25 protein-coding genes and 1 pseudogene are annotated in these 22132 nt (G+C 72.2%); 23 read left to right on the top strand and 3 right to left on the bottom strand.

Features of this window, described 5'->3' with window-relative positions; all coding sequences use genetic code 11:
* From ACGRHY_RS30035 to ACGRHY_RS30120, 18 genes are all read left to right on the top strand, one after another.
* Positions 1-761: SAM-dependent methyltransferase (locus ACGRHY_RS30035; RefSeq protein ID WP_394638832.1), on the top strand; the 761-nt coding region annotated here is incomplete at its 5' end.
* Positions 762-897: 136 nt separating this feature from the next.
* A complete protein-coding gene (locus ACGRHY_RS30040) occupies positions 898-2190 on the top strand; it encodes an ATP-binding protein (protein WP_394638833.1) in 1293 nt (430 codons plus the stop codon).
* The gene (locus tag ACGRHY_RS30045) at positions 2187-2609 is read left to right on the top strand and encodes a roadblock/LC7 domain-containing protein (RefSeq protein WP_394638324.1); all 423 of its coding nucleotides are present in this window, start codon (positions 2187-2189) and stop codon (positions 2607-2609) included. Before ACGRHY_RS30040 ends, ACGRHY_RS30045 begins: the two co-directional genes overlap by 4 nt.
* Positions 2606-2986, top strand: coding sequence for a DUF742 domain-containing protein (locus ACGRHY_RS30050; RefSeq protein ID WP_394638325.1), 381 nt, complete (start codon positions 2606-2608; stop codon positions 2984-2986). The genes ACGRHY_RS30045 and ACGRHY_RS30050 overlap by 4 nt, the downstream gene beginning before the upstream one ends.
* A complete protein-coding gene (locus ACGRHY_RS30055) occupies positions 2964-3566 on the top strand; it encodes a GTP-binding protein (protein WP_394638340.1) in 603 nt (200 codons plus the stop codon). Before ACGRHY_RS30050 ends, ACGRHY_RS30055 begins: the two co-directional genes overlap by 23 nt.
* The gene (locus ACGRHY_RS30060) at positions 3563-4870 is read left to right on the top strand and encodes a cytochrome P450 family protein (protein WP_394638834.1); all 1308 of its coding nucleotides are present in this window, start codon (positions 3563-3565) and stop codon (positions 4868-4870) included. Before ACGRHY_RS30055 ends, ACGRHY_RS30060 begins: the two co-directional genes overlap by 4 nt.
* A complete protein-coding gene (locus ACGRHY_RS30065; protein WP_394638835.1) occupies positions 4867-6129 on the top strand; it encodes a cytochrome P450 family protein in 1263 nt (420 codons plus the stop codon). The genes ACGRHY_RS30060 and ACGRHY_RS30065 overlap by 4 nt, the downstream gene beginning before the upstream one ends.
* Positions 6126-6542, top strand: a complete 417-nt coding sequence (locus ACGRHY_RS30070; RefSeq protein WP_394638408.1) for a hypothetical protein — start codon at positions 6126-6128, stop codon at positions 6540-6542. Before ACGRHY_RS30065 ends, ACGRHY_RS30070 begins: the two co-directional genes overlap by 4 nt.
* 71 nt (positions 6543-6613) lie before the next feature.
* Positions 6614-7288, top strand: a complete 675-nt coding sequence (locus tag ACGRHY_RS30075) for an STAS domain-containing protein (RefSeq protein WP_394638836.1) — start codon at positions 6614-6616, stop codon at positions 7286-7288.
* Positions 7254-8468, top strand: a complete 1215-nt coding sequence (locus tag ACGRHY_RS30080) for a Scr1 family TA system antitoxin-like transcriptional regulator (protein WP_394638837.1) — start codon at positions 7254-7256, stop codon at positions 8466-8468. The genes ACGRHY_RS30075 and ACGRHY_RS30080 overlap by 35 nt, the downstream gene beginning before the upstream one ends.
* A complete protein-coding gene (locus ACGRHY_RS30085; RefSeq protein WP_394638838.1) occupies positions 8465-9325 on the top strand; it encodes an SAM-dependent methyltransferase in 861 nt (286 codons plus the stop codon). The genes ACGRHY_RS30080 and ACGRHY_RS30085 overlap by 4 nt, the downstream gene beginning before the upstream one ends.
* 75 nt (positions 9326-9400) lie before the next feature.
* Positions 9401-10312: an endonuclease/exonuclease/phosphatase family protein gene (locus ACGRHY_RS30090; protein ID WP_394638332.1), complete on the top strand. Its 912-nt coding sequence runs from the start codon at positions 9401-9403 to the stop codon at positions 10310-10312.
* A 154-nt stretch (positions 10313-10466) separates the two neighbouring features.
* Complete coding sequence (locus tag ACGRHY_RS30095) at positions 10467-11507, top strand: thymidylate synthase (protein WP_394638403.1); 1041 nt, start codon at positions 10467-10469, stop codon at positions 11505-11507.
* Positions 11504-12088: a nucleoside-diphosphate kinase gene (locus tag ACGRHY_RS30100; protein ID WP_394638839.1), complete on the top strand. Its 585-nt coding sequence runs from the start codon at positions 11504-11506 to the stop codon at positions 12086-12088. The genes ACGRHY_RS30095 and ACGRHY_RS30100 overlap by 4 nt, the downstream gene beginning before the upstream one ends.
* A gap of 42 nt (positions 12089-12130) precedes the next feature.
* Entirely contained in the window at positions 12131-13348 is a 1218-nt protein-coding gene (locus tag ACGRHY_RS30105; RefSeq protein ID WP_394638334.1) for a radical SAM protein, read from the top strand.
* Positions 13311-13913, top strand: coding sequence for a 3'-5' exonuclease (locus ACGRHY_RS30110; RefSeq protein ID WP_394638840.1), 603 nt, complete (start codon positions 13311-13313; stop codon positions 13911-13913). Before ACGRHY_RS30105 ends, ACGRHY_RS30110 begins: the two co-directional genes overlap by 38 nt.
* Complete coding sequence (locus tag ACGRHY_RS30115) at positions 13910-14497, top strand: hypothetical protein (RefSeq protein WP_394638841.1); 588 nt, start codon at positions 13910-13912, stop codon at positions 14495-14497. The genes ACGRHY_RS30110 and ACGRHY_RS30115 overlap by 4 nt, the downstream gene beginning before the upstream one ends.
* Positions 14494-15267, top strand: a complete 774-nt coding sequence (locus tag ACGRHY_RS30120; protein ID WP_394638842.1) for an aldo/keto reductase — start codon at positions 14494-14496, stop codon at positions 15265-15267. Before ACGRHY_RS30115 ends, ACGRHY_RS30120 begins: the two co-directional genes overlap by 4 nt.
* A 56-nt stretch (positions 15268-15323) precedes the next feature.
* Here ACGRHY_RS30120 and ACGRHY_RS30125 read toward each other — a convergent pair whose 3' ends face one another.
* Together ACGRHY_RS30125 and ACGRHY_RS30130 are read right to left on the bottom strand one after the other, a co-directional pair.
* Positions 15324-15569, bottom strand: coding sequence for a hypothetical protein (locus ACGRHY_RS30125; protein ID WP_394638843.1), 246 nt, complete (start codon positions 15567-15569; stop codon positions 15324-15326).
* 82 nt (positions 15570-15651) lie between these two features.
* Complete coding sequence (locus tag ACGRHY_RS30130) at positions 15652-15936, bottom strand: DUF8825 domain-containing protein (protein WP_394638844.1); 285 nt, start codon at positions 15934-15936, stop codon at positions 15652-15654.
* 318 nt (positions 15937-16254) lie between these two features.
* On the opposite strand from ACGRHY_RS30130, the gene ACGRHY_RS30135 reads away from it, so the two are divergent.
* Positions 16255-16563 (top strand): DUF6247 family protein, encoded by a 309-nt coding sequence (locus tag ACGRHY_RS30135; protein WP_394638845.1) that lies wholly within the window; start codon positions 16255-16257, stop codon positions 16561-16563.
* A 6-nt stretch (positions 16564-16569) separates the two neighbouring features.
* Positions 16570-16821 carry a hypothetical protein gene (locus ACGRHY_RS30140; protein WP_394638846.1) on the top strand — a complete coding sequence of 84 codons (252 nt, stop codon included), beginning with the start codon at positions 16570-16572 and terminating at the stop codon, positions 16819-16821.
* Between the two features lie 52 nt (positions 16822-16873).
* Here ACGRHY_RS30140 and ACGRHY_RS30145 read toward each other — a convergent pair whose 3' ends face one another.
* Complete coding sequence (locus ACGRHY_RS30145; protein ID WP_394638847.1) at positions 16874-18250, bottom strand: NsdA family TPR-like regulatory protein; 1377 nt, start codon at positions 18248-18250, stop codon at positions 16874-16876.
* A 540-nt stretch (positions 18251-18790) separates the two neighbouring features.
* Between ACGRHY_RS30145 and ACGRHY_RS30150 the strand changes: the two genes are divergently transcribed.
* The 3 genes and pseudogenes from ACGRHY_RS30150 to ACGRHY_RS30160 all read left to right on the top strand — a co-directional run.
* The gene (locus tag ACGRHY_RS30150; protein ID WP_394638848.1) at positions 18791-19288 is read left to right on the top strand and encodes a LuxR C-terminal-related transcriptional regulator; all 498 of its coding nucleotides are present in this window, start codon (positions 18791-18793) and stop codon (positions 19286-19288) included.
* A 202-nt stretch (positions 19289-19490) separates the two neighbouring features.
* Positions 19491-19859, top strand: a complete 369-nt coding sequence (locus tag ACGRHY_RS30155; protein WP_394638849.1) for a hypothetical protein — start codon at positions 19491-19493, stop codon at positions 19857-19859.
* 194 nt (positions 19860-20053) lie between these two features.
* A pseudogene (locus ACGRHY_RS30160) lies at positions 20054-21850 on the top strand (glycoside hydrolase family 15 protein); the annotation flags it as partial.
* Positions 21851-22132 lie beyond the last annotated feature (282 nt).

Genomic DNA, 22132 nt, shown 5'->3' on the forward strand with positions numbered 1-22132 from the left:
CCAGTTCGGCCCGCCTGTCCAACCGCCTGCTGGGCGGGAAGGACCACTACGAGTGCGACCGGCGCCTCGCCGCGGAGCTGTTGGCGGTCGCGCCGGGGCTGGAGACGGCCGCGCAGATCAACCGATCCTTCGGTCATCGAGCCGTCCGGCTCATGGCCGACCGGGGCATCGATCAGTTCCTCGACCTGGGGTGCGGCCTGCCGTACGGGGAGAGCCTGCATGAGACGGCCGCCGCCCGGCATCCCGGCGTGCGGGTTCTATACGTCGATCACGACCCTCATGTCATCGCCCACGCCCGAGCCCTGATGACCGCGCAACGGCCTGCGGTGACCGCGCACCTGCTGGCCGACATCCGGCAGACGGAGACGGTGCTGTCCTCGCCCGAAGCTGCCGAGGTCCTCGTCCCGGGCCGGCCGGTGGGGGTATTGGTGCACGCGGTGCTGCACTTGCTCGGCGACGATGCGGTCGCCGCGCTGCTCGGCGCGCTGCGGGGCTGGCTGCCGCCTGGGAGCTGTGTATCCGTCACGCACCCAGCCGCGGATCTGCGGCCCCAGGACGCCCGGCACGAGGCCATGCTGTGCGCTGCCGAAGGCCTACCCCTGTGGCACCGCACCCGGCAGGAGGTCGCCGATCTCCTGGGCGGGCTGGAACTGCTGGAGCCCGGCATCGCCCCGACCGGGGCGTGGCTGCCCGACCACCTGATCGGCCACCTGGGGCTGTCCGCGCCTGCCGCGTGGGCCGCCATCGCCGCCGTGCCCTGAACAGCGGCTCTTCCCGAGACCGGCCGCCGGGGCGCGATGCGCCCCCGGACCGTGCGGCTTCCCCCGTGGCCCACGGCACGGACACCGCTCGCTCCCCGGCGGCCTCCCATCCGACCCCAGCTTCGTGAGGACCTTGATGAATCTCCTGGTGACGGCCGTGGTGCTGGCCGTCCTTCTCGCCGCCGCGGTGGTGGCGCTGATACGGCTGACTCTGGCCCGGCGCCGCCTGGAGCGGCAGCACGCCGCCGATGTGAAGCGACTCAGCCGCATGCTGGGGCTGGCCGAGGGCGAGGTGTGGCACCTGGCCCGCGAGCGGGTGCCGGCCATGGTGGCGGGACTGTGGGACAGCCAGAGCCGTGAGGTGCCCGGGCTGCTGCATCCGGAGCTGGAGGGCACCCGGTTCGTCGCCGCGGTGGACGCGGTGCTCGCGACGTTCGGCGAGGTGCCCGAGCAGGCCGCCCGGCGGGCGGAGGACGCGGCGCGGGCGGCGGTGGCGACCACCTCGCGGTCGATGGCCGCTCTGGTCCAGGAGGTCCAGGCGGCGGTCTGGGCGATGCTGGAGCGGCACGACGACCCGAAGGTGCTGGAGGACGTCAGCCGGATCGACCACACCGCCAGTCAGCTCGGCCGCCGCGTGCAGGTCATCTCGGTCCTGGCCGGGTCCTGGCCCGGTCGGCAGCGCGAGGACTCCCCGCTGCTGGACGTGGTGCGCGGCGCGGTCTCCCGCATCCGGGACTACCAGCGCGTCAGGGTCACTGGCGAGCCGCCGGTTCTGGTGAGCAGTCAGGCGGTCGAGGCGGTGATCCTCGCGCTGGCCGAGCTGCTGGACAACGCCGCCCGCCACTCCAGCCCCAGCACCCATGTCCAGGTGGCGTTCACCACCGGCCACAACGGGGTCACGATCGTCATCGAGGACGCCGGGATCGGCCTCACACCCGAGGAGAGGACGCGGGTGGCGGCGCGGCTGTCGGGCCAGGCGCCGGTGCTGCTGACGCAGATGCCCAACCCTCCCCGCTTCGGGATCCCGGTGGCCGGTGTGCTCGCGGCCCGGTACGGGTTCCGGATCAGCGCGGACCAGGAGTCCGCCTACGGCGGGGTGCGGGCCGTGGTCTACCTGCCCAACGACCGGCTGGTGACCTCCGCCGCCCGGCAGGCCCGGCCGTCCCCGCCGCCGGCCGCTCCCGGCACTCCGCCGGCCGAAATCCCTCAGGCTCCCGTGCCGGTCCCGGAGCGTCCCGACGGTCTGCCGCAGCGTCGGCGCCGGGCCCGGCATGCCGCCGGACCGGTACGGCCGCAGCGTCCGGTCATGCAGCCCCCCACCGGGGCGGGCGAGACGCTCGGGGCATTTGCCCGGGGCCGCCGCGCCGCCCAGGACAGCTCCTCGGACTCGCCCGCCTCGCTTACCGATGAAGGGAACACCACGCAATGAACGCACACGACAAGTCCGCGGACCTCGGTCTCATTCTGGACGAGGAGCTGGTCAAGGCGCTGCCGGGTGTCCTGCGCGCCGTGCTGCTCTCCCGGGATGGCCTGGTGGTGACCACCTCCGAGGGCGTGGAGCGGGACCTGGCCGACACGATGGCCGCCGCCGCGTCGGGGCTGCTGTCCCTGAGCCGGGAGGGGGCGGCGTTCGCCGACTGCTCCGACAGTCCTCTGGAGTTGACCCTGATTCAGTACGGGGACGGCTACCTGGTGGGCATGGCCGCTGGAGAGGACACCTATCTGGTGGTGGCCGCCAGCCGGGAGGCCGACGTCGGGGCCCTGTCCTACACCGCGCAGAAGACGGTTGACCGGATCGGCCGCGTGATGGGCGTGGGCGCCCGGAGCGCAGCGGACCCGCGGTCATGACCCCGCCCCGGCGGGACCGGAATACGGGGCTGGTGCGGCCGTATGTGGTCACCGGCGGCCGGTTCGCTCCTAGCCGTAACCATTTCGACCACATCACGCTGGTGGTGCGCGGCGCGCGGGGCCTGTCGCGCGCCGAGCTGGGCCCCGAACAGTGCCGGGTGCTGGACCTGCTGGGGTCCGGGGCGCTGTCGGTGGCCGAGATCGGCCACCACCTGGGCCTGCCGATCAGTGTTCTGCGGGTGCTGCTGTCGGAGCTGATGGAGCACGGCCACATCACCACCCAGTCCACCATCCTCACCCCCTCGGGGCCCCTCGCCGATGGCCCTGACCGAGACCTGTTGGAGGCCGTCCTTGCTGGACTCCGCGCACAGCTCTGAACCGGCCGCCACTCATCTGCGCGGTGACGAGACGACCGTGAAGATCCTGGTCGCCGGCGGTTTCGGGGTCGGCAAGACCACCCTGGTCGGGGCGGTGTCGGACATCGAGCCGCTGCGGACCGAGGAGACGATGACCGCCGCCTCCGTCGGCACCGACGATCTGGCGGGCCTGCCGGACAAGGAACGCACCACCGTGGCGATGGACTTCGGCCGTACCGCGCTGAGCGACAGGCTCGTGCTGTATCTGTTCGGGGCGCCCGGCCAGGAGCGGTTCTGGCCCCTGCTGACCGACCTGGCCTACGGCGCGCTGGGCGCGCTGGTGCTGGTGGACACCCGCCGCCTGGCCGATGGCTTCCCCGTCATGGACCGGCTGGAGCAGCTCGGTCTGCCGTACGTGGTGGCCGTCAACCAGTTCCCCGACGCCCCTCACTACGGAGAAGACCAACTGCGCGGCGCGATGGACCTGGAGGAGCACACCCCGCTGCTGCTGTGCGATGCCCGCGACCGCACCAGCTCCCTCACCGCCCTGATCGGCCTGGTGTCCCACCTGCTCAAGCCCACCCCGGAGCCCGCCCGATGACCACCCCGCACACCTTCGACGTCTCCGGGCCGCCCGCCGGCTGCCCCCACCGCAGTGACCGGGCCGTGTCCGCCGCGGTGTGGCCGCTGCCGATCCACGGCCCGGCCTTCAGCGCCGACCCCCGCGCCACCTACGCACGACTGCGAGAGACCGGGCCGATCGCCCCGGTGGAGATCGCCCCCGGCGTCCACGGCTACCTGGCCGTCACCTACGACGCCGCCCTCCACCTGCTGCGCAACACCCCGGGCAAGTTCGCCAAGGACCCCGCCCAGCACTGGCGGGCGCTGCGCGACGGACAGATCCCTCCCGACAGCCCGGCGCTGATGATGATGCAGCCCCGCGACAACGCGTTGTGGAAGGACGGGGTGGAGCATGCCCGGCTGCGCGGCGCCATCACCGGCAGCCTGGCCCGGGTGGACACCCACGCCCTGGCCGCCACCGTCGCCCGCATCGCCGACACCCTCATCGACCGCATCGCCGCCCAGGGTCATGGCGATCTGATGACCGACTACGCCGACCCGCTGCCCATGCAGACCCTCATCTCCCTGTTCGGCTGCCCGCCCGAGCTGGGCATGAGGATCGTGCGGGCCATCGCCGCGCTGTTCGACACCGCCGCCGACGCCGCCGCCATCAACGCCGAGCTGGGGGCCGCTTGCCTGGAGTTGGCCGACCTCAAGCGCCGCCGGCCCGGAGCGGACGTGACCTCCTGGCTGCTGGCCCACCCCGCCGCCCTGACGGACGCGGAGATGGCCCAGCAAGTCCTGCTCGTCATCGGCGCCGGCACCACTCCCACGACCAATCTCATCGCCAACGCCACACTGCTGATGATCAGCGACGAAGAGTTCAGCGGAGACGTCTTCAGCGGTGTACGGCCGGTGCCCGACGCGCTGGACCACGTGCTGTGGACGGACCCGCCGGTGGCCACCTACTGCCCGCTGTACGCGCGGGAGCCGGAGACCTACCGCGGTGTCCGCCTGGAGCCGGGCGTCCCCATCCTCGTCTCCTTCGCCGCCGCCAACACCGACCCCGCGCTGGGCATCGGCCCCCGCCAGCGGTCCGGGAACCGCGCCCACCTGGCGTTCAGCGCCGGGGTGCGCGGCTGCCCGGCCCCGAACCTGGCCCGCGTCATCGCCGAAACCGCCGTCGAGCACCTGCTGGACCGCCTGCCCGGCCTGGACCTGGCCGTGCCCGCCGACCAGCTCACCCGCCGCCCCGGCACCTTCCACTCCGGCTGGGCGGCCCTGCCCGTGACCTTCCCGCCCGTCGCCCCCTCCACCGCACCCGCCCCGGGAGGCACCTCATGAGCATCCAACCCACCACGCCCACGCCCGGCTGCCCTTACCGCCTCGACCCCGACGCGGCCGACATCCACGCCGAGACCGCCGCCCTGCGCGCCGCCGGCCCGGCGCCGCTGGTAGAGCTGCCGGGAGGCATCACCGCGCGGCTGGTCACCGACCCCGGCCTGATCAAACGGCTGCTCACCCACCCCCAGGTCTCCAAGGACGCCCACCGGCACTGGCCCGCCTACCCCACGCTGCCCGAGGACTGGCCGCTGCGGACCTGGGTGGATGCCCGCAACGCCCTGACCGCCCACGGTGAGGAGCACACCCGGCTGCGGCGCCTGATCGCCCCGTCCTTCAGCGCCCGCCGCATCCGCGCGCTGGCCCCGGTCATCGAGGAGATCACCGCCGACCTGCTGGACGGCCTCGCCGTACTCGACACCGGCGGGCCGGTGGACCTGCGCGGCCACTTCGCGTGGATCCTGCCGCTGACCGTGGTCAACACCGCCCTCGGCGTCCCCGCCGACCTCCACGACGGGCTCCGCGACACCATCGGGAACCTGTTCGCCACCAACCTCAGCCCCCAGCAGGCGGTGGAGAACGTCAGCGCGGTCTACCGGCTCCTGGCCGAACTGGTCGAGATCAAGCGGGCCCGGCCCGGCGACGACGTCACCACCGACCTGATCCGCGCCCGGGACGAGGAGACCGGCACCCGGCTCTCAGACCAGGAGCTGCTGGACAGCCTCATGCTGCTCATCGGCGCCGGCCACGAGACCACCGTCAACCTCCTCACCCACGGCACCGTCGATCTCCTCACCCACCCCGGTCAGCTCGCCGCCCTCCGAGCCGGCTCGGCCCGATGGGAGGACGCGGTCGAGGAGATGCTGCGCCACCAGCCGCCCATCGCCAACATCATCATGCGCTTCCCCACCGAGGACATCACCGACGAGACCACCGGCACCCACTTCCGTACCGGCGAGCCCCTCGCCATCAGCTACGCCGCCGTCGGCCGCGACCGGAGTCTGCACGGCGAGAGCGCCGACACCTTCGACATCACCCGCTCCACCCGCCGCGACCACCTGTCCTTCGGCCACGGACCCCACTACTGCCTGGGCGCCGAACTGGCCCGCCTGGAAGCCCGCATCGCCCTGCCGGCCCTGTTCGACCGCTTCCCCGACCTCACCCTGGCCGTGCCCCCCGACGAGTTGCGCCCGCTGCCGTCGTTCATCTCCAACGGCCACCAGACCCTGCCCGTCCACCTCACCCGCCAGGCGGCACGATGAGCGCGGCGCCAACGGGTGATGGCAGCGGCATCCTGGACGGCCACCGTTTCCACCACCAGGTCCAGGCGAAGGGGCCGGTCCGAGTAGTGCTCTACGCCTGCACCAAAGGCGGCGAGTGGCCGGGGATGTGGCCCCTGCGAGACCACGCCCACCAACAGGGCTGGACGGTCGTCCACGAGGTACGCGAACCCGCCCCTTGGCACACGCCGATGGCAGGCCGCCACGCGTGGGACCGAGTGCTCGAACTGATCGTTCCCGGCCGGGTGCGCGGCGTGCTCGTTCCCGCCCCCCGCCACATCACCGGCGGCCTGCCCCCGGGCGACAACCTGACCACCTGGTGCCGGCGCAACAGAGCGTTCGTAGCGGCCCTCGCCACAACGGACCGTGTGCCGGACCTACTCCCAGCGCCCTGAACAGCGCCTCTTCGCAACCAAGCCCGCGCCCTCCAACGCCATCCCCGACCGCAGCAGCAGAAAGACCTCCCATGCCGACCGCCGAGCCCGCCACGCCCCCGGACACCGTCAACCGCGCCGAGCTGAGCCACTACGCCAGCATCACCTGGCGCACCGACGGCCCGCACACCCTCGTCACCGTCACCGGCTCCCTGGAGGTCCACGAGGGCCCTCCCCTCCGCAAAAGGCTGTGGACACTGGTCGAACAGGAATCCGGTGACCTGATCCTCGACATGCGGGGCGTCGATTTCATCGACTCCACCGGTCTGGGAGCGCTTGTCGGCACGGTGAAGAAGGTGCGGCCGCAGCCGGACCGGAGCGTGCGCATCGTCCCCAGCGACCACGTCCGCAAGGTCCTGCGCCTCACTAGCCTGACCAAGGTCTTCCCCATCCACGAGACCCCGGATGAGGCTCTGACCGCCGCGGCCTCCACTCCGGCCGACGCCCCTCCACCACCGGCCGAGGTCGTCCTACTCAGCGAGAGCGAGTTCACCGCGACCGGCCCCTACACCTCCGTCCACCTGCGGATGCGGGAAGGAGCAGCGGCGGTCAACGCCGTCCGCGGCCGCGGCGGCCGCGTCGGCCCGGTGCTGGTCTGCCACGACCACGACCTCGTGCAGGTCCTCCTCGCTCCCGGCGCGGCCGACGATCCTGCGCGGCCTGCCCGCGATCGTGGCCCTCACCGAGAACACCACCGACTGCGGTAGTCCCCATCGGCGCCCGCCCACCTGGGCCGTCCCCCGCCACGGCCAGGGGGCGGCGGACCGCACCGACGCGGACGCGCTGCGCGCTGCCCTCACCGTCCTCGGCGCCCGCCACCGGGAGGGCCGCGTGACCTACCCGTCCGCCGCCCCGGCCTCCTCATCGCAGGTGCCGGCGGTCCTGCCGTCCGCCAGGCCGTGCGGCCCCGCGCTCGGGCATGGCCATCGCTCGCCCGCGGAACTCGTCGTCGGCCTCTACCTCAAGGCCCTCCGCGGCAGCGCCCGGATGACGCTGTATGAGGCCGCCCACGCGCTACGCGCGACCGGGTCCACCATCAGCCGCCTGGAGAACGGTAGAACGCCGCTGCGCGGCGACGCGGTTGACTGCCTGCTGCGCGCCTACGGGGCGGCGGACTGGAGGCTCTCCGCGTACTTCCAGCAGCACCTGCCGCCGGTGAACCCGCGCGAGCGGGAGAGAGAGGAGAAGGCAGCCGACAAGGCGTTCCGCAGCGCGCCGTGGGACGTCTTCGCGGACATCGCCCCAGGCGCGAGTGAGCGGTATGCGCTCTGCCACCGGGCGGCCACGGCCGTGATGACCTACACCCTCCAGACGATCCCCGAGCCCTACCGGACCGACGCCTACGACGCGGCTGTCCGTACCTCGGAGTGGTCGATGCCCTCCCTCGACGGCATCGAGCCGTCCCCGGTGCCGGTGGAGACCGGCGTGCCGGGGCCGGGGAGCGGGCAGGAGATGACGCTCCTCTTGGACGAGCAGGCGCTTCGGGCCCCGGTCGGCGGGGCGCGGGTGATGGCGGGACAGCTCCGGCACCTCCTGAAGATCATCGAATCAGGAGCCGCGACCATCCGGGTCGTTCCGTTCGGCGCCGGGTGGCTTCCCTCCCACACCCACGTGTCCGAGCTGGTCGTGCACGGCCACCGCCTGATCGCCGCGCACTCCCTGACCCCGTGGTACAGCACACGCTCGCGGCACGCCCGAACCATGAGCCAGATGCTGCGGGAGCTGCGCGAGGACCTCACCGCCAGCGACTCCTACGACCAGATCAAAGCGGCGGCCGACGCCATGGCCGCCCAGGACGCGCGAACCGGACCGACCGGCGGGCCCTCACCCGGTGTCCGGGCCTCCGCCGCGGATACAGCCGACGAGGAACGAGGCCGACGGCCATGAACAGGCAGCCCAACGACTTCGCCCGGCCCTCCGTGGCACGGGTCTTCGACCACCTGCTGGGCGGCAGCGACAACTACGCGGCGGACCGGGCCCTGGCTCAGCGCCTGGCCCAGATCGCTCCCGAGCTGCCGGACATGATCAGGATCAACGCCGACCACGGGCCCCGTGCCGTCGCCACCCTGGCATCCGACCTGGGCATCCGGCAGTACCTGGACCTGGGATGCGGACTGCCGGCCGGCCTCTACGGCCACCGGACCCCGCACGAGGTCGCCCGGGCCGTCCACGGCACGGCCCGGGTGGTCTACGTGGACAGCGACCCGGTGGTGTACGGCCACGCCAACATGGTCCTGGCAGAGGAACCCGGCACTGCGGCCCTCCGCGCGGACATCCGGGAGATGGACGCGCTCCTGAGCGCCCCGGCCGTCCAGGCCCTCAACCGCAGCGAGCCGATCGGCGTGCTGCTGCACGACGTCCTGCCCTGGGTCACCGACGACGAGGCGCTGACCGTCCTGGAGACGTTGCGCGCGTGGCTCCCCGCCGGGAGCGCCATCTCCCTCACCCACGCCACCGCCGACGCGGCTCCCCAGATGATGCGAGACCTGACCAGCTGCTACGCCGAGGCCGGCATCACCTACCGGCCCCGCTCCCGCCACCACATCCGGGCACTCCTGGACCCCTGGGCGCCCACCCCGCCGGGCATCGTCCCGATCCCCCAGTGGCGGGCCGCCGAGCACCTCCGCCACCTCCCCGCCACAGGGCACGCGCACGCCCACGCCGCCGTGGTCCGGGAGAGGACCAGAGCACCGGACGAGCCGCGCGGAGCCGGCACGGAGCGTTCTCAGCCAGCCGCCCCTTGAGCACAGGGAAGCCACGGCCGACACCCTGCCAAACCCCGACCCGCACCCGCCCTTGGACCTGCAAGGAGGCCCCCTGTGTCCCGCCCCGCTACCGGCCTGAGCCACGGAAGCGACCCCGTCCGGATCCTGTCGTGGAACATCGAGCACGGCCGCGCCGTAAAGGAGGCGAGGCGCTGGATCAGCAGACTGCCCGCCGAACCGGACGTGGTGTGCGTGCAGGAACTCCGCCCCGGCGACGAAGAACTCCTGCAGGAACCCTGGGGCACGGGCTACGTGGCCGAGCCCCGGCCCGGCTCGTCCCACGCCAACGCGATCTTCGTGCGCGAGGACGGCGACGCGGCGTTCGTGGTGACCGATGCCTTCGATCACCCGGCGGTACTCGGGCATGCCCCGGCCAACGTCGCGGTCCGCCTGCGCGGTCCGGACGGATCCCTCAGCGACCGCGCCCTGAGCCTGTTCTGCATCCACGCCTCCTTCAACTCGCCCACCACCCGGCTGATCGAGGCCGAGTTCCTGAACCGATTCGCGCAGCCCGGATGGCTCACCGTGGCCATGGGGGACTTCAACGACGCGCCCGCCGGCACCGTCGTGGACTGGGATGAGGTCACCGACCGGGCGTTCTACGCCCACCGCACCTACCCGCTCGCAGGCGGAGAGCGCCCAACCGATGACCGGGCCGACCGCACCCTGCGCGCGGCCGGGTACATCGACCCCGCTGCCTGGGCCGCCGAGCACCTCCGTCTGGAGAAGGATCCGCTGGCGCCGACGGCCGGATACCGCCGGCCCGACCAGGGCGGCCTGCGCCGGGTTGACCGCGCCTACGTGACCGGCCCGCTCGCACCGGCCATCTGCGGCTACTGGGTCGGCGACCGCATCGAGGACCCCGAGCTGGAGGACATCTCCGACCACCTGCCGGTGATGCTGGAACTCGACCGTACGGAGCTGTCCCGGCTCATGAGCAACCGGCAGGCGAGCACCGCCGCATGACCCCTGTCCCCGGCCGCGACACCTGTTCTCCAGGTTCTCCCACACCCTGCGGCCGGGGACAGGCACCGACCCTTTTCCCTGTCGTGGCCCTGACGCCGCGGCGGCACCACACCCGCGCGGGCTTCCCGCTCTGCCGACCGACAAGGAGACATCTGTGCCGGACACGTTAGCTCCGCACCAGTTCCCCCATTTGGAAGCGGCCTACCTGGCCGTTCTCGGCCACATCAGCCGGACCTACGAGTACCGCAATGCACCCCGCAAGAACGCCGCCCGGGAGTGCCTGGGGCTGAGCTTCCAGATCGCCAATCCGCGCGAGCGGCTGCCGTACCTGGCTGCCCGCCGGACCAATCCGGCGTTCTGCTTCGCCGAGGCGCTGTGGTATCTCGCTGGCCGGGACGACCTGGGGATGATGGCCTACTACGCGCCGCAGATCGCCGCGTACTCCCCAGACGGCCGGACGCTGGTCGGCTCCGCGTACGGGACGCGGATGTTCCGCACTCCGCCCGGTGCGGCGATGGCGCCGTTCGACCAGGTGCTCAGGCTGCTGGGCAAGGAGACCGACAGCAAGCGGGGCGTGCTGCCGATCTTCGGCGCCGAGGAGCTGGCGGTGAAGGGCAACCCGGATGTGTCGTGTGTGGTGGCGCTGCACCTGCTCGCCCGCGAGGGCCGCCTGCACATGGTGTGCTACATGCGGGCGAACGACTGCTACCGCGGGCTGCTGTCGGACGTGTTCTCCTTCACGATGATCCAGGAGTTCGCGGCGGTGCGGCTCGGGCTGCGGATGGGCGCCTACACCCACCACATCGGGTCCGCGCACATCGGCGACCGCGACTTCGACCGCGCCCAGACCGTGCTCGCGGAAGCCGCTGGCCCTGGGCGGCCGGCGGTGCAGCATCCGCCGTTCCGGGCCATGCCGGCTGACACCACCTTCGACACCCTGGCTCGCGTGCTGGAGCACGAGGAGGCGCTGCGCACCAACCAGGCGCAGTACGGGCCCGCCGAGGTGGCCGCCCTGGGGCTGGATGTGTACTGGCAGCAGGTGCTGCTGGTGTTCGAGGTGCAGCGGCAGATCCGGTACTGCACGGCCGACCCGGTGGACGCCGACGTGCTCCAGACCCTCGATCCGGGGCTGCGGTGGCTGGTGGCCCGCCGGTGGCCCACGCGCATGCCGGACGCGGCGGGAGCGGCCCGGTGAAGCGGCGCCCGCGGACGAGCGGCGGCGTGCTCGCCGGGATCGACTGGTCTCGTTGGAGTGTGGTCCTGTGCAAGCCCGACTGCGTCCGCCGCGGCCTGGTGGACGAGGTGCTGGGGCGGATCGACGCGGTGGTGCCGGTCTCGGGACGGCAGGACGTCGTCGTGGCCGACTGGCAGGTGTTCGTCCACTACTGGGACTTGCTGGTGGACCGCGACTGGTACGACGTGGACACTCCGGCCGTCCTGCGGGAGATGTACGCCGGGAAACGGGTGACCGTCGCCCTCGCTCACGGCCCGGCCGGGACCGACACCCCGGCGCTGGTGCGGTCCCTGCTCGGCCACTTCGACCCCTCCCAGGCCGCGCCGGACTCCATCCGCGGCGCCCTGGGCACCGACAGCCTCACCGCGGCCCGCGCCGCCGGGCGCCTGGTGGAGAACCTGGTCCACTCCTCCGACGATCCGGCGGCCACCTGCCGGGACTTCGGCACGTGGTACGGCGCCGACCAGTACCGGCTCCTTGACCCGCCGCCGGGCGCCCTGCCGGGCCCACGACGCGTCGGCGCTCCCCAGCCGCGCCCCTGAACCGCCCCGTCCCGCTTCCTCACCTCCTGGAGGACTCCCACGATGGCAACTCCTACCCGCGCCCGGCGACCCCTGCCGCTCCTGACCTCCGAGCAGGTCGCTGGCCTCAAGCCGGGGCTGGCCGACCCGGTCGAGTACCGCAAGTCCGGGCTCTCCCTGAATCACGTCGTCGGCTGCCCGCTGGACTGCGGCTACTGCGTGCGGCACCTGTTCGACAACTTCGAGATGAAGGCCCCGCGGGCCCTGATGAGCGACGAGGACGCGGTAGCCGCGCTGGTCGGGCACCGGTACTTCCGGCCGCACCGCACCCCGTTGCAGGTCTTCAACCGGGCCACCGACCCCCTGCTGCCGGTGGTCAAGCCGCACACCTTCAACGTGCTGCGGCTGCTGGACGCGCAAGGCCTGACCAACCACGTCCTGATCATCACCCGGTGGCGCGTCGAGCCCGAAGACTGCGCGGTCCTCAACTCCTTCCAAAACCTGCGGCTGACGGTGCTGGTCACCCACTCCGGCATCACCGACGAGCGGATCGAGCCGGTGGACTCCCGGATCGCCGCGGCCAGCCTGCGGACCCTGTACGAGCACGCCGAGCGGTACCGCACGGTGCTGTACTGGCGGCCGATCGTCCCCGGCCTGAACGACACTTCCACGCACCTGGACGTGGCGTTCGAGCTGTCCCAGCACGCGCACGCCACGGTGTTCACCGGCCTGTTCTTCCGCCAGGAGATCGCCGACTACTACGCGGCGCACGGCCTGCCGGTGCCGTACGAGGACACCGCCCGCCGCAAGATCATGCCGCAGGAGTCCGAGCAGCGGATCCTGGACCGCTTCCACCGCCCGGCCGACTCCGATGCCCCGTGGGGGCCGCTGTTCCGCAAGACCTCCTGCGCGGTGGCCTACGCCCACGGCGAGGCCGACTACAACGGCCACTACGGCATCCGCGAGCTGTGCGACATCTGCCCGCCGGCGCAGATCGCGCTGTGCGCCGGCGCGTGGCACAAGCCCGACCTCGCGGCCGTCACCGCCCAAGCGCGGGAACTCGGCGCGATCGGCGCCGTGGAGGTCACCGACCGGGCCATCATCGTGGAGGGCCTGGACGAGCCGCCGCGGTACTTCCTGCAGCACGGGCACGGCTACCAGGTCCACGACCGCGCCAAGCCGCACCGCTACCGCCGCCACGGCCGCGCCGAGATCGGCTGGACCGACGCAGAGAAGAGGACCGATGGACACGAGCACCTGGCCCCGCCTGCTGGTCGTTGATGTGGAGGGCAACGGCGCCACCCCGCCCGATCTGGTGGAGGCCGCCGTCTTGCCCGTCGTGGACGGGCGGCTGGACACCGGCACGGCCGGGCACTGGCTCGTCTGCCCGCCCCGCCCGGTGACGCCCTTCGCCGCTCGCGTCCACGGCCTGACCGACCAATCCCTCGCCGACTGCCCGCCCTGGCAGGCCGTCGCCCACCGGGCACGGACCCTGCTGGGCGGTGCGTGGATCTGCGCGCACAACGCGCACGTCGATCACGGCGTCCTCACCCGGCACCTGCCCGGCTGGGCGCCGGCCGGAGTGCTGGACACCCTCCGCCTGGCCCGCGCCACCTACCCGGCCCTGCCCAGCCACTCGCTCGACGCCCTGATCGAGCACGAGCGCCTGGACCTGGCCGGCGCGCCCGCTCAGCGGCACCGCGCCACGTTCGACGCCTACGCCACCGCGCTGCTGCTGCTGGCGCTGGCCCGCCACTACCCGACCTGGGACGCCATGGCCGCCGTGGCGGTCCCCCCGGGCCTGCCCGGAGAGCCCCAACGAGAACAGGAGCCCACCCTGTGGTGAAACGCCCTGTGCGTATCGGCATCGTCGGTACGCACTCCACCGGCAAGACCCTGCTGATGCGCCGCATCGAGATGGAACTGCGCGCCCACGGCGTCCCGGTCGCCCGCGTCGGCGGCCTGGGCAAGAAGGCCGCCGCGCTCGGCCTGCCGAAGATGCAGCGCCACACCGAGCTGTCCACCGAGTGGATCATCACCACCGGTGCCGCCGCGGAACTGACCGCCGCCATCGACTGCGAGGTGGTCCTCGCCGACCAGGCGGCCCCCGGCGCGCTGGCCTACTACACTGCGGCGCTCACGTTCCGTGAGGAACAGCCGGCCCCGGAAGTCCTGGACCGGCTGGGCGCCCTGGTCGCCACCCGGCTCCCGAAGTACGACCTCCTGCTGGCCACCGTGCTGGACCCGGACGAGCCGGTGACCGGCCACGGCTACGAACCCACCTACCGGACCCTGGTGGACACCGAGATCCACGCCTACCTCGCGGCCCACGCCCTGCCGCACGTGCCCGTCACCAACGACGACGAGGCCCGCGACCGCGCCGTCCGCGCGGCCCTCGACCTGGTGGACGCCCGGGAGGCCGCCGCGTGACCCGGACTCCCGCCGCTGTGCCGGGCGGCGCCATCGCCCTCGCCGGCCGCGTCGTCTCCCGGCTCGGCCTGGGCACCATGCGCCTGGCCGGGCCCGGCACCTGGGGGCGCCCCGCGGACGCCGACAGCGCCATCCGCGTCCTGCGCGAAGCCGTCCACGTCCACGGCATCAGCCACCTCGACACCGCTGACGCCTACGGCCCTCACACCGTCGAAGAACTCATCGCCCGCGCCCTGCGCCCCTACCCCGAGCACGTGCTGATCGCCACCAAGGTCGGCATGGTGCGCCCCGCCCCGAACGTGTGGAAGCCGCTGGGCCGCCCCGAGTACCTGCGGGCGGCCGCCGAGATGAGCCTGCGGCGCCTGGGCGTCGAGCGGCTGGAGCTGTGCTACCTCCACCGCATCGACCCCGCCGTCCCCCTGGAAGACCAGATCGGCGAACTCCGGGACCTCCAGAGCGAGGGAAAGATCGGGCACATCGGCCTGTCCAAGGTCACCGTGGCCCAGATCCGTGCCGCCTCCACGGTGGCGCGCATCGCGGCCGTGCAGAACTGCCTCAACCTGGCCGAGCCGGACGACCCGGCCCTGGTCTACTGCGCGATGCAGGGCATCCCTTACGTGCCCTACCGGCCGCTGGACGCCGGAGCCCTGGCCACCACCGGGTCTCCCGACAAGGCGCTGGGGTGGCTGCTGGCCCTCGGCCACCACACCGCGCCGATTCCCGGAACGAGCTCTCCCCAGCACCTACGAGAGCTCGCGGCGGCCGTGTAGCGGTCCGCGTCCGGCTGTGGCCCGGCCCCACCGTCACGGGGCCGGGCCGCAAGAAGTCAGTTCGCGTACATGGCACCCGACAGGATGTCGCGCGCCATGTCGGCGATCACATCGCGCCTGGTCACGCCTCCTGTGGTGGGCGCCGGGTAGCTGGCGGGGAGGCCGTCCTCGACTTTCTGCACGATGTCCTCGATCTGGAAGGTGACGCCGGTGTCCACGGCCAGGGTGGCGATGTCGTGCACCGCCGCCTCGGTGCGGCTGATCAGATCGCGGGCCAGGGTCTCGTAGTCCGTGGTGCTCATGCAGGGCACGGTAGCCGCCCGGCCTGCCCGGAACTGCCGCTTCGGGGAAGGTTCGCCAAGCTCCGGGCTCCGGGCTGCCTGCTCAGCCGGTGGGCTGCCCCAGCGCCTTCTTCGCCTGCTGCTTCAGCTCGGTGCGGGCCGCGACCCGGGCCGGGCCGCTGAAGGAGTCCCAGAACGGGTGCGTGGCCAGCGCTGCGGCGAGGTCGCGCATCTGTGCCCGCAGCCGTGCCTCGGTCTCGGCGACGCCTTCGGGGTAGTCCTCCACAAAACGGGGGCGGTCCAGCGCCTCCAGCTCCGCGTTCGCCTGGTGGAACCGGCGGGCGGCCTGGAGTAGATCCGTAGGGAAATCGATCCCGCTTTCGCTCACGGGTTCGATCGTACGGCGCGGCCCAGACAGACCGGAGACGGCGCGCCGGCACCGCCGGGGTGTCGGCTCGTATCACTCCCGCCATGGATCCCGACGCCAAGATCCACGGGGAGACAGGATGCTGGCCGCGCGCTCGTCGGATTCGATCCCGCCCCCGCAGCAGGCAGGCAATACACCGGCGATGCTCCCCTGAAAAAGGCAAAACCACGTACGGTAGGCATGTGTCCGTATCCGCTGCGGACCTGTACTGGTGCGCGCCTGCCACACACGCCCTTCAGCACCGCCCTACCCTCTAGCCGCCAAGGGGGCCGTCCAGCCATGAGTGCCCAGCCGTTCGAGCACGACCCACACTCATACGATGCCGCCTCGGTCCACGAAGCCCTCCCGGCCGAGTACGCCGAGGAGTTCCGGACCGCGTGGAACGCCGCGCTCGATGAGGCACGCCGCGATTTGGACCTCGGGACGCTGACCGCTCGCCTGCAGAGCATTACCGCCGAGTACAGGGCGGTCGCTGCGGCTCTCGCTTCCCCCCGCGCCTCCCAGGCCCGGCAGGATGGGCAGCAGTGGGCGCAAGGCCAGGAGATCGACTGTATCCCGGCCAGTGAGGTCCTCAGCGGCCTAGGCTGACTTCTCGTGGCATCACCGATCGGTTTCACCAAGGCAGCCGCCGCCGCGTTCACCCAGCTCCCGGCGCAAGCCCAGGCTCACCTGGGAGAAGTCATGCGCAGCATCGCGGCCAACCCCTACGGAACAGGCCGCGCGCTGGACCGCCAGGACCTCTATGACCGGGTGATGGGCCTGCCTGACGGCTGGATCCGCTACGCAGTGCGCCCGCTGGAACGGCCCGAGGTCCTCATCACCGACCTCGATTGGTACCGCGTGTAGCTCTGCGCCGAGCACGGGAATGCAGCTTTGGCCATAGGCCCCGGCGCCGCGGTCAGGGAGATGCCAGGAACCCGGCTGCGCGGTCGTCGAGGTCGGCGGCACAGCGGAGGCCGCGGGCACGGAACCGGCTGAGGCTGCGACGTATGTTCTTGATCGCCTTGCGGGTGCGGGCGGACTGCACGCCGTCCATGTGGTCCATCGCCTGATTCCAGGTGGCGCACGCCTGCTCGATCCGTCCCTGCTTGAGCTGCATCTCGGCTTCGGCGACCAGGTCCAGGGCGACGATGCGGGCGTAGGTGCCGGCCGGGCGGGATGCGGCGGCGCGGGCGTACTGCGAGGCGGCCCGGTGGTGGTCGCCGAGAGTCTCGAAGACCTTCGCGGTGCGCGAGTGCACCGACGCCTCCGGCGGTCCCCAGGCCAGCGCCCAGAAGGGCACTTCGTCCGCCGCGTCCGCGCCGGCGGCCAGCAGGGCGCGAGCGCGGTCGGTCTCGGCGAGGGCGGGGCGGGCCTGCCCGGCTTTGGCCAGCGTATGGGCGTAGACGACACGGAAGAGCGCTTCGGTCTGGCCGCCCACCTTGCCCTTGGCGCGGTTCAGGCCCGTCTCGGCCAGGGCCAGGCAGTGCTCGGGCCGGTGGAGCTTGAGGCCCTGCATGGCCATGGTGCGCATCACGAACCCGTCGTGCCCGGTGATGCCGGACTCGGCGGCCAGGGCGTAGGACTGGAGGTAGTAGCGCTGGGCCAGGCCCTGCTGTCCGGCGTCATAGGCCTTCCAGCCCAGCAGGTGCACGCCCCGGGAGGCGGCCGAGAGCATCTGGCGGCGGGCTTCTTCGGTGCGGAACCGGCCCCGGCACAGCGGCGCGACGTCGTCGTACAGGTACCGGACCAGGGCGCTGCGGCCGTGCTGACCGCCGTGGCGCTCGTCCATCTCCGACAGCACGCGCACCATGTCCCGCACGGCGGTGACCTCGGCCATGCCGACGGTGCGGCCGGTGCGGGCCGCTGCGGTGCGGGCGGCCATCTCCCGCACGTGGGAGACGGGCAGGGCGGCGGCGGCCACCGAGTAGGCGGACGCGGTCAGGAAGTGTCGCCGCTCCAACTCGTGCCTCCACATCGCCAGCAGATCGTCCACCGGATCGGGCCCGAGAGTCAGGCCGATGCCGTCATCCTCCCCGCCCGTGTCCGGCAGGCCAAGGTCTTCCTCGGTGAGGAGGCGGCCCAGCTTCCGGGACAACGCCAGGGCGAGGTGGCGGCCGGTGTTCCCGGCCGGGACCGCCCCCGACAGCCAGTGCTCGACGGTGGACTTGTTCGTCCGCAGCGTCTCGCCGTGCTCGGCGGCCACCACCCGCACCGCCTTCGCGAGGGCCGCATACGTCCACCCGGCCTCAGTGATCAGCTGCTTGAGCTGGGTGTTCGGTGTGCGCTTGGCCATAGAGACCGTCCCCGTATACCCGATATACCAATCCGCCTCCCCACACCGTAGCGACAGAAAGTGCCCGCCGGTTGACTGTTGGTCAGGCCCGAGCGCGGCGATCTCGTCTTCTTGGCAGCCGCCTGCGGCACGGGTGCTTGCCCCCTCTGCCGGTGCCCGATTCCGGGGCATCGGAGGCACGAACCGATAGAGGTTATTGATCATGGAGCAGACCGTCACCACCCTCGCCGCCGAGTACGTCGCGCCGCTTGTCACCAACGCCGGTGAGGTCGTCCGGGTGGGCTGCAGTGCACTGATCGCCTGCACTGCACCCTGAAGCCTTCAAGGGGCCGTTCCCCGCGTGCGGGCCGTGCTCACCGATGCCGTCCGCGAGGTCTCCAACCACGCGCTGGATGGTGGGTCAGCTCGGCCGGTACCAGTTGCGCCGTGCCCTGCAGCCCGCCTCCTGATCGGTCCCGGCGTGGCCGCCAGAGCCCGTCGGCAGGCGCCACTCCTGCCTTCGCTCCCCGGCCGCTTTCATATTCACCAGGAAGATGCCTCATGCCCGCCAAGCTCACCACGCTCACCGATCGCCGGCGCCTGACGCCCACCGAGCAGAAAGTTGCCGCACTGATCGCCGCCGGCAGCACCCCCCGGCAGGCAGCCGAGACGCTGGGAGTGAGCCGCCCCACGGTGACGGATCACCTGAACCGCATCGGGTGGAAGACGCACACCACCAGTCATGCGGCCAGGATCCACGTGGTCCTCGCCAACGGGCAGATTGATCCGCCCATGATGGAGCGGCCGGCACCCGACTTCACCAGCGCCGAGCTGCAGCTGCTCCGGGCTCTCGCCGAACGCTCCGAGACCGTCGGCATCGCCGCGGCCTCGGGTGTGCCACTGGCGAACGTGAGGCCGGCCCTGCGGTCCCTGCGGGAGAGGGCGGGCGCGAGCACCGACGCTCATCTGGTCGGCTTGGGCCACGCCTGGGGCCTACTCGGCCCGGCGAACCAGTCGGGTACGGCAGCAGACACCGACGCCTCCTCCCACCAGTCATGAGCGTCACCCGCCAGATGCCACAGTCCGCTGGCAGGCGACCGGACCTGCTCAGCGCCCCCCAGTCATCCCAGCTGCGCGGGCGGGTCTACCGGTGCCACGCGGGCAGCGACGAGGGGATGTCCCCTGCGCGTTCGGTTGGGTGGGGGACGACCACGCGTATCCCGGCCGTGCACTGTGCTGGGTCCGCACTCGAGTCCGGGCTGTGCTGCCAGCACTCGACCCGGAAACCTGTAACACCGTCGCAGGCTGGCTCGACGACCTCGTGGTGGCCGGAGTGGTCGTCCGCGATCTGCGCGAGGGGCGACCGCACGTCGTCACCCTCGGCCCGCAGGGGAACCGCCGGTGGTGGGTGATTCATCCGGCAGCCCCCACCCCCTGTCACGGCTTGATGGAACGGCAGGGAGACAACGCGGACACCCTGCTGCACACCCGTCTCGACCACGTCGGCGGCACCGGCCCCACCGAAACGGACACCGTCTGGCACCTGGTCCGCGCCGTTGCGTCCGCCCCGCCGAGCCGGCCTGCAAGGCCGGGCGGACATTCCCTCCCGCACGAGACGGCAGAGAGGTAGCCGGCCATGCACCGCCACGGCACCCCACATGCCCCTCCTTGAGCCGACCCCCCGGGCGCGGCCCATACAGGCCGCGGCCCCTCGTGCACCACCTTTGCCCGCGCCTGCGGGCCGAGCCGCAGCACCACTCATCCATCCTGCGTTCCCGCCCACGGCTGGGCCGGAGCGCACCGCACCGAACGGGACGACATTTCATGGCCGGGCGCATCGAGGATTACGCACTCATCGGGGACATGCAGACCGCCGCCCTGGTCTGCCGGGACGGCTCGGTGGACTGGCTGTGTCTGCCCCGGTTCGACTCGCACGCCGTCTTCGCCGGGCTCCTGGGCACCGAGGAGCACGGCTTCTGGCGCCTGGGGCCCGCCTACCCCGCCGGCCAGGAGCCGCCGGCTGCCAGCCGCCGCCGCTACCGGGGCGATTCCCTGGTCCTGGAGTCCGAGTGGGACACCCCGCGCGGGACGGTGCGGGTGATCGACTTCATGCCGCCGCGCGAGCACCACGCGCCGCAGCTCATCCGCATCGTGGAGGGCGTCAGCGGCCGCGTGCCGATGCGCTCGGCGCTGCGGATGCGGTTCTCCTACGGCTGGGTGGTGCCGTGGGTGCACAAGGTGGACGGCCGCACCGTCGCCGTCGCCGGCCCCGACTCCGTGTGGGTGGACTCCGAGGCCGACACCTACGGCGAGGACCTGACCACCTACGCCGACTTCACCGTCGCGCCGGGCGACCGGGTGGCGATGACCATCAGCTGGCAGCCCTCGCACCAGGCTCCCCCGGCGCCGGCGGAGCCGGAGGCGTCCCTGACGGCGACCGAGGACTTCTGGCGCGACTGGGTGCGCCAGTGCACCTACCACGGCCCCTACCGGGAGGCGGTGGTCCGCTCCCTGATCACGCTCAAGGCGCTCACCTACGCGCCGACCGGCGGCATCGTCGCGGCCCCCACCACCTCGCTGCCCGAGCACATCGGCGGTGTGCGCAACTGGGACTACCGCTTCACCTGGCTGCGCGACGCGGCGATCACCCTGTCGTCGCTGCTGCGCACCGGCTACCGTAGCGAGGCGCTGGCCTGGGCGGCCTGGCTGCAGCGGGCGGTCGCCGGGGACCCGGAGAACCTGCAGATCATGTACGGCATCGCCGGCGAGCGCGAGCTGGGCGAGACGGAGCTGTCCTGGCTGCCCGGCTACGAGAACTCCCAGCCGGTGCGGGTCGGCAACGGCGCCGCCTCCCAGCTCCAGCTCGACGTCTACGGCGAGGTCATCGAGGCCCTGCACCTGGCCCGCCAGGCAGGGCTGAGCCCTCAGGAGACCGCCGCCTCCCTGCAGACCAAACTCATCACCTACCTCGAGCAGCACTGGATGGAGCCGGACGAGGGGATATGGGAGGTGCGCGGCCCGCGCCGCCACTTCGTCCACTCCAAGGTCATGGCCTGGACGGCGGTGGACCGCACCATCCGCCTGATCGAGTCCGGCGACGCGGACGGCCCGCTGGAGCGGTGGCGCGCGCTGCGCGACGAGATACACCGCGACGTCTGCGAGAAGGGCTACGACCCCGAGCGCAACACCTTCACCCAGTCCTACGGGTCCAAGGAGCTGGACGCCTCCCTGCTGCTGATCCCGCAGGTGGGCTTCCTGCCCCCGGACGACAAGCGGGTCATCGGCACCATCGAGGCCATCCAGCGCGAGCTGTCCACACCGGACGGCTTCGTGCTGCGCTACCCGACCTCGGGCGAGCACGCCGGGCTGGACGGGCTGGAGGGCGACGAGGGCGCCTTCCTGGCCTGCTCCTTCTGGCTGGCCGACGACCTGGCGATGATCGGCCGCGTGGAGGAGGCACGGCGGCTCTTCGAGAAGCTGCTCTCGCTCCGCAACGACCTGGGACTGCTCGCGGAGGAGTGGGACTCCCGGCTGGGACGCCAGGTGGGCAACTTCCCGCAGGCGTTCAGCCACGTCCCCCTGATCGACACCGCCCTGCGGCTGACCGCCTCGGGCGCCTACGGAGAGCCTGTCCTCCCGCGCTCCCTCTCGCGAAGCGGGCACGCGCGTGAGGCAGCGGTGCCTGTTCTTAGAGGCATCCCAGGACAACGCGTCGCTGCCATCGCCCACGATCTCCGTGGCTCCGGGAATACGGCGCCGAGCGTGGAGCCCACCGGGCCGTAGGCCACGGGTTCGACGCGGAGTGCCCTCTGCCGCATAGCTCCCTCACTTCTGTTTGCCGATTTCGGGGCCCGACTCATCGCCTGCCTTTTCGTGGACCGGGCGGTCAGCGCCAACACATCT

Source organism: Streptomyces shinuiensis (assembly GCF_043660855.1).
GTDB lineage: Bacteria > Actinomycetota > Actinomycetes > Streptomycetales > Streptomycetaceae > Streptomyces.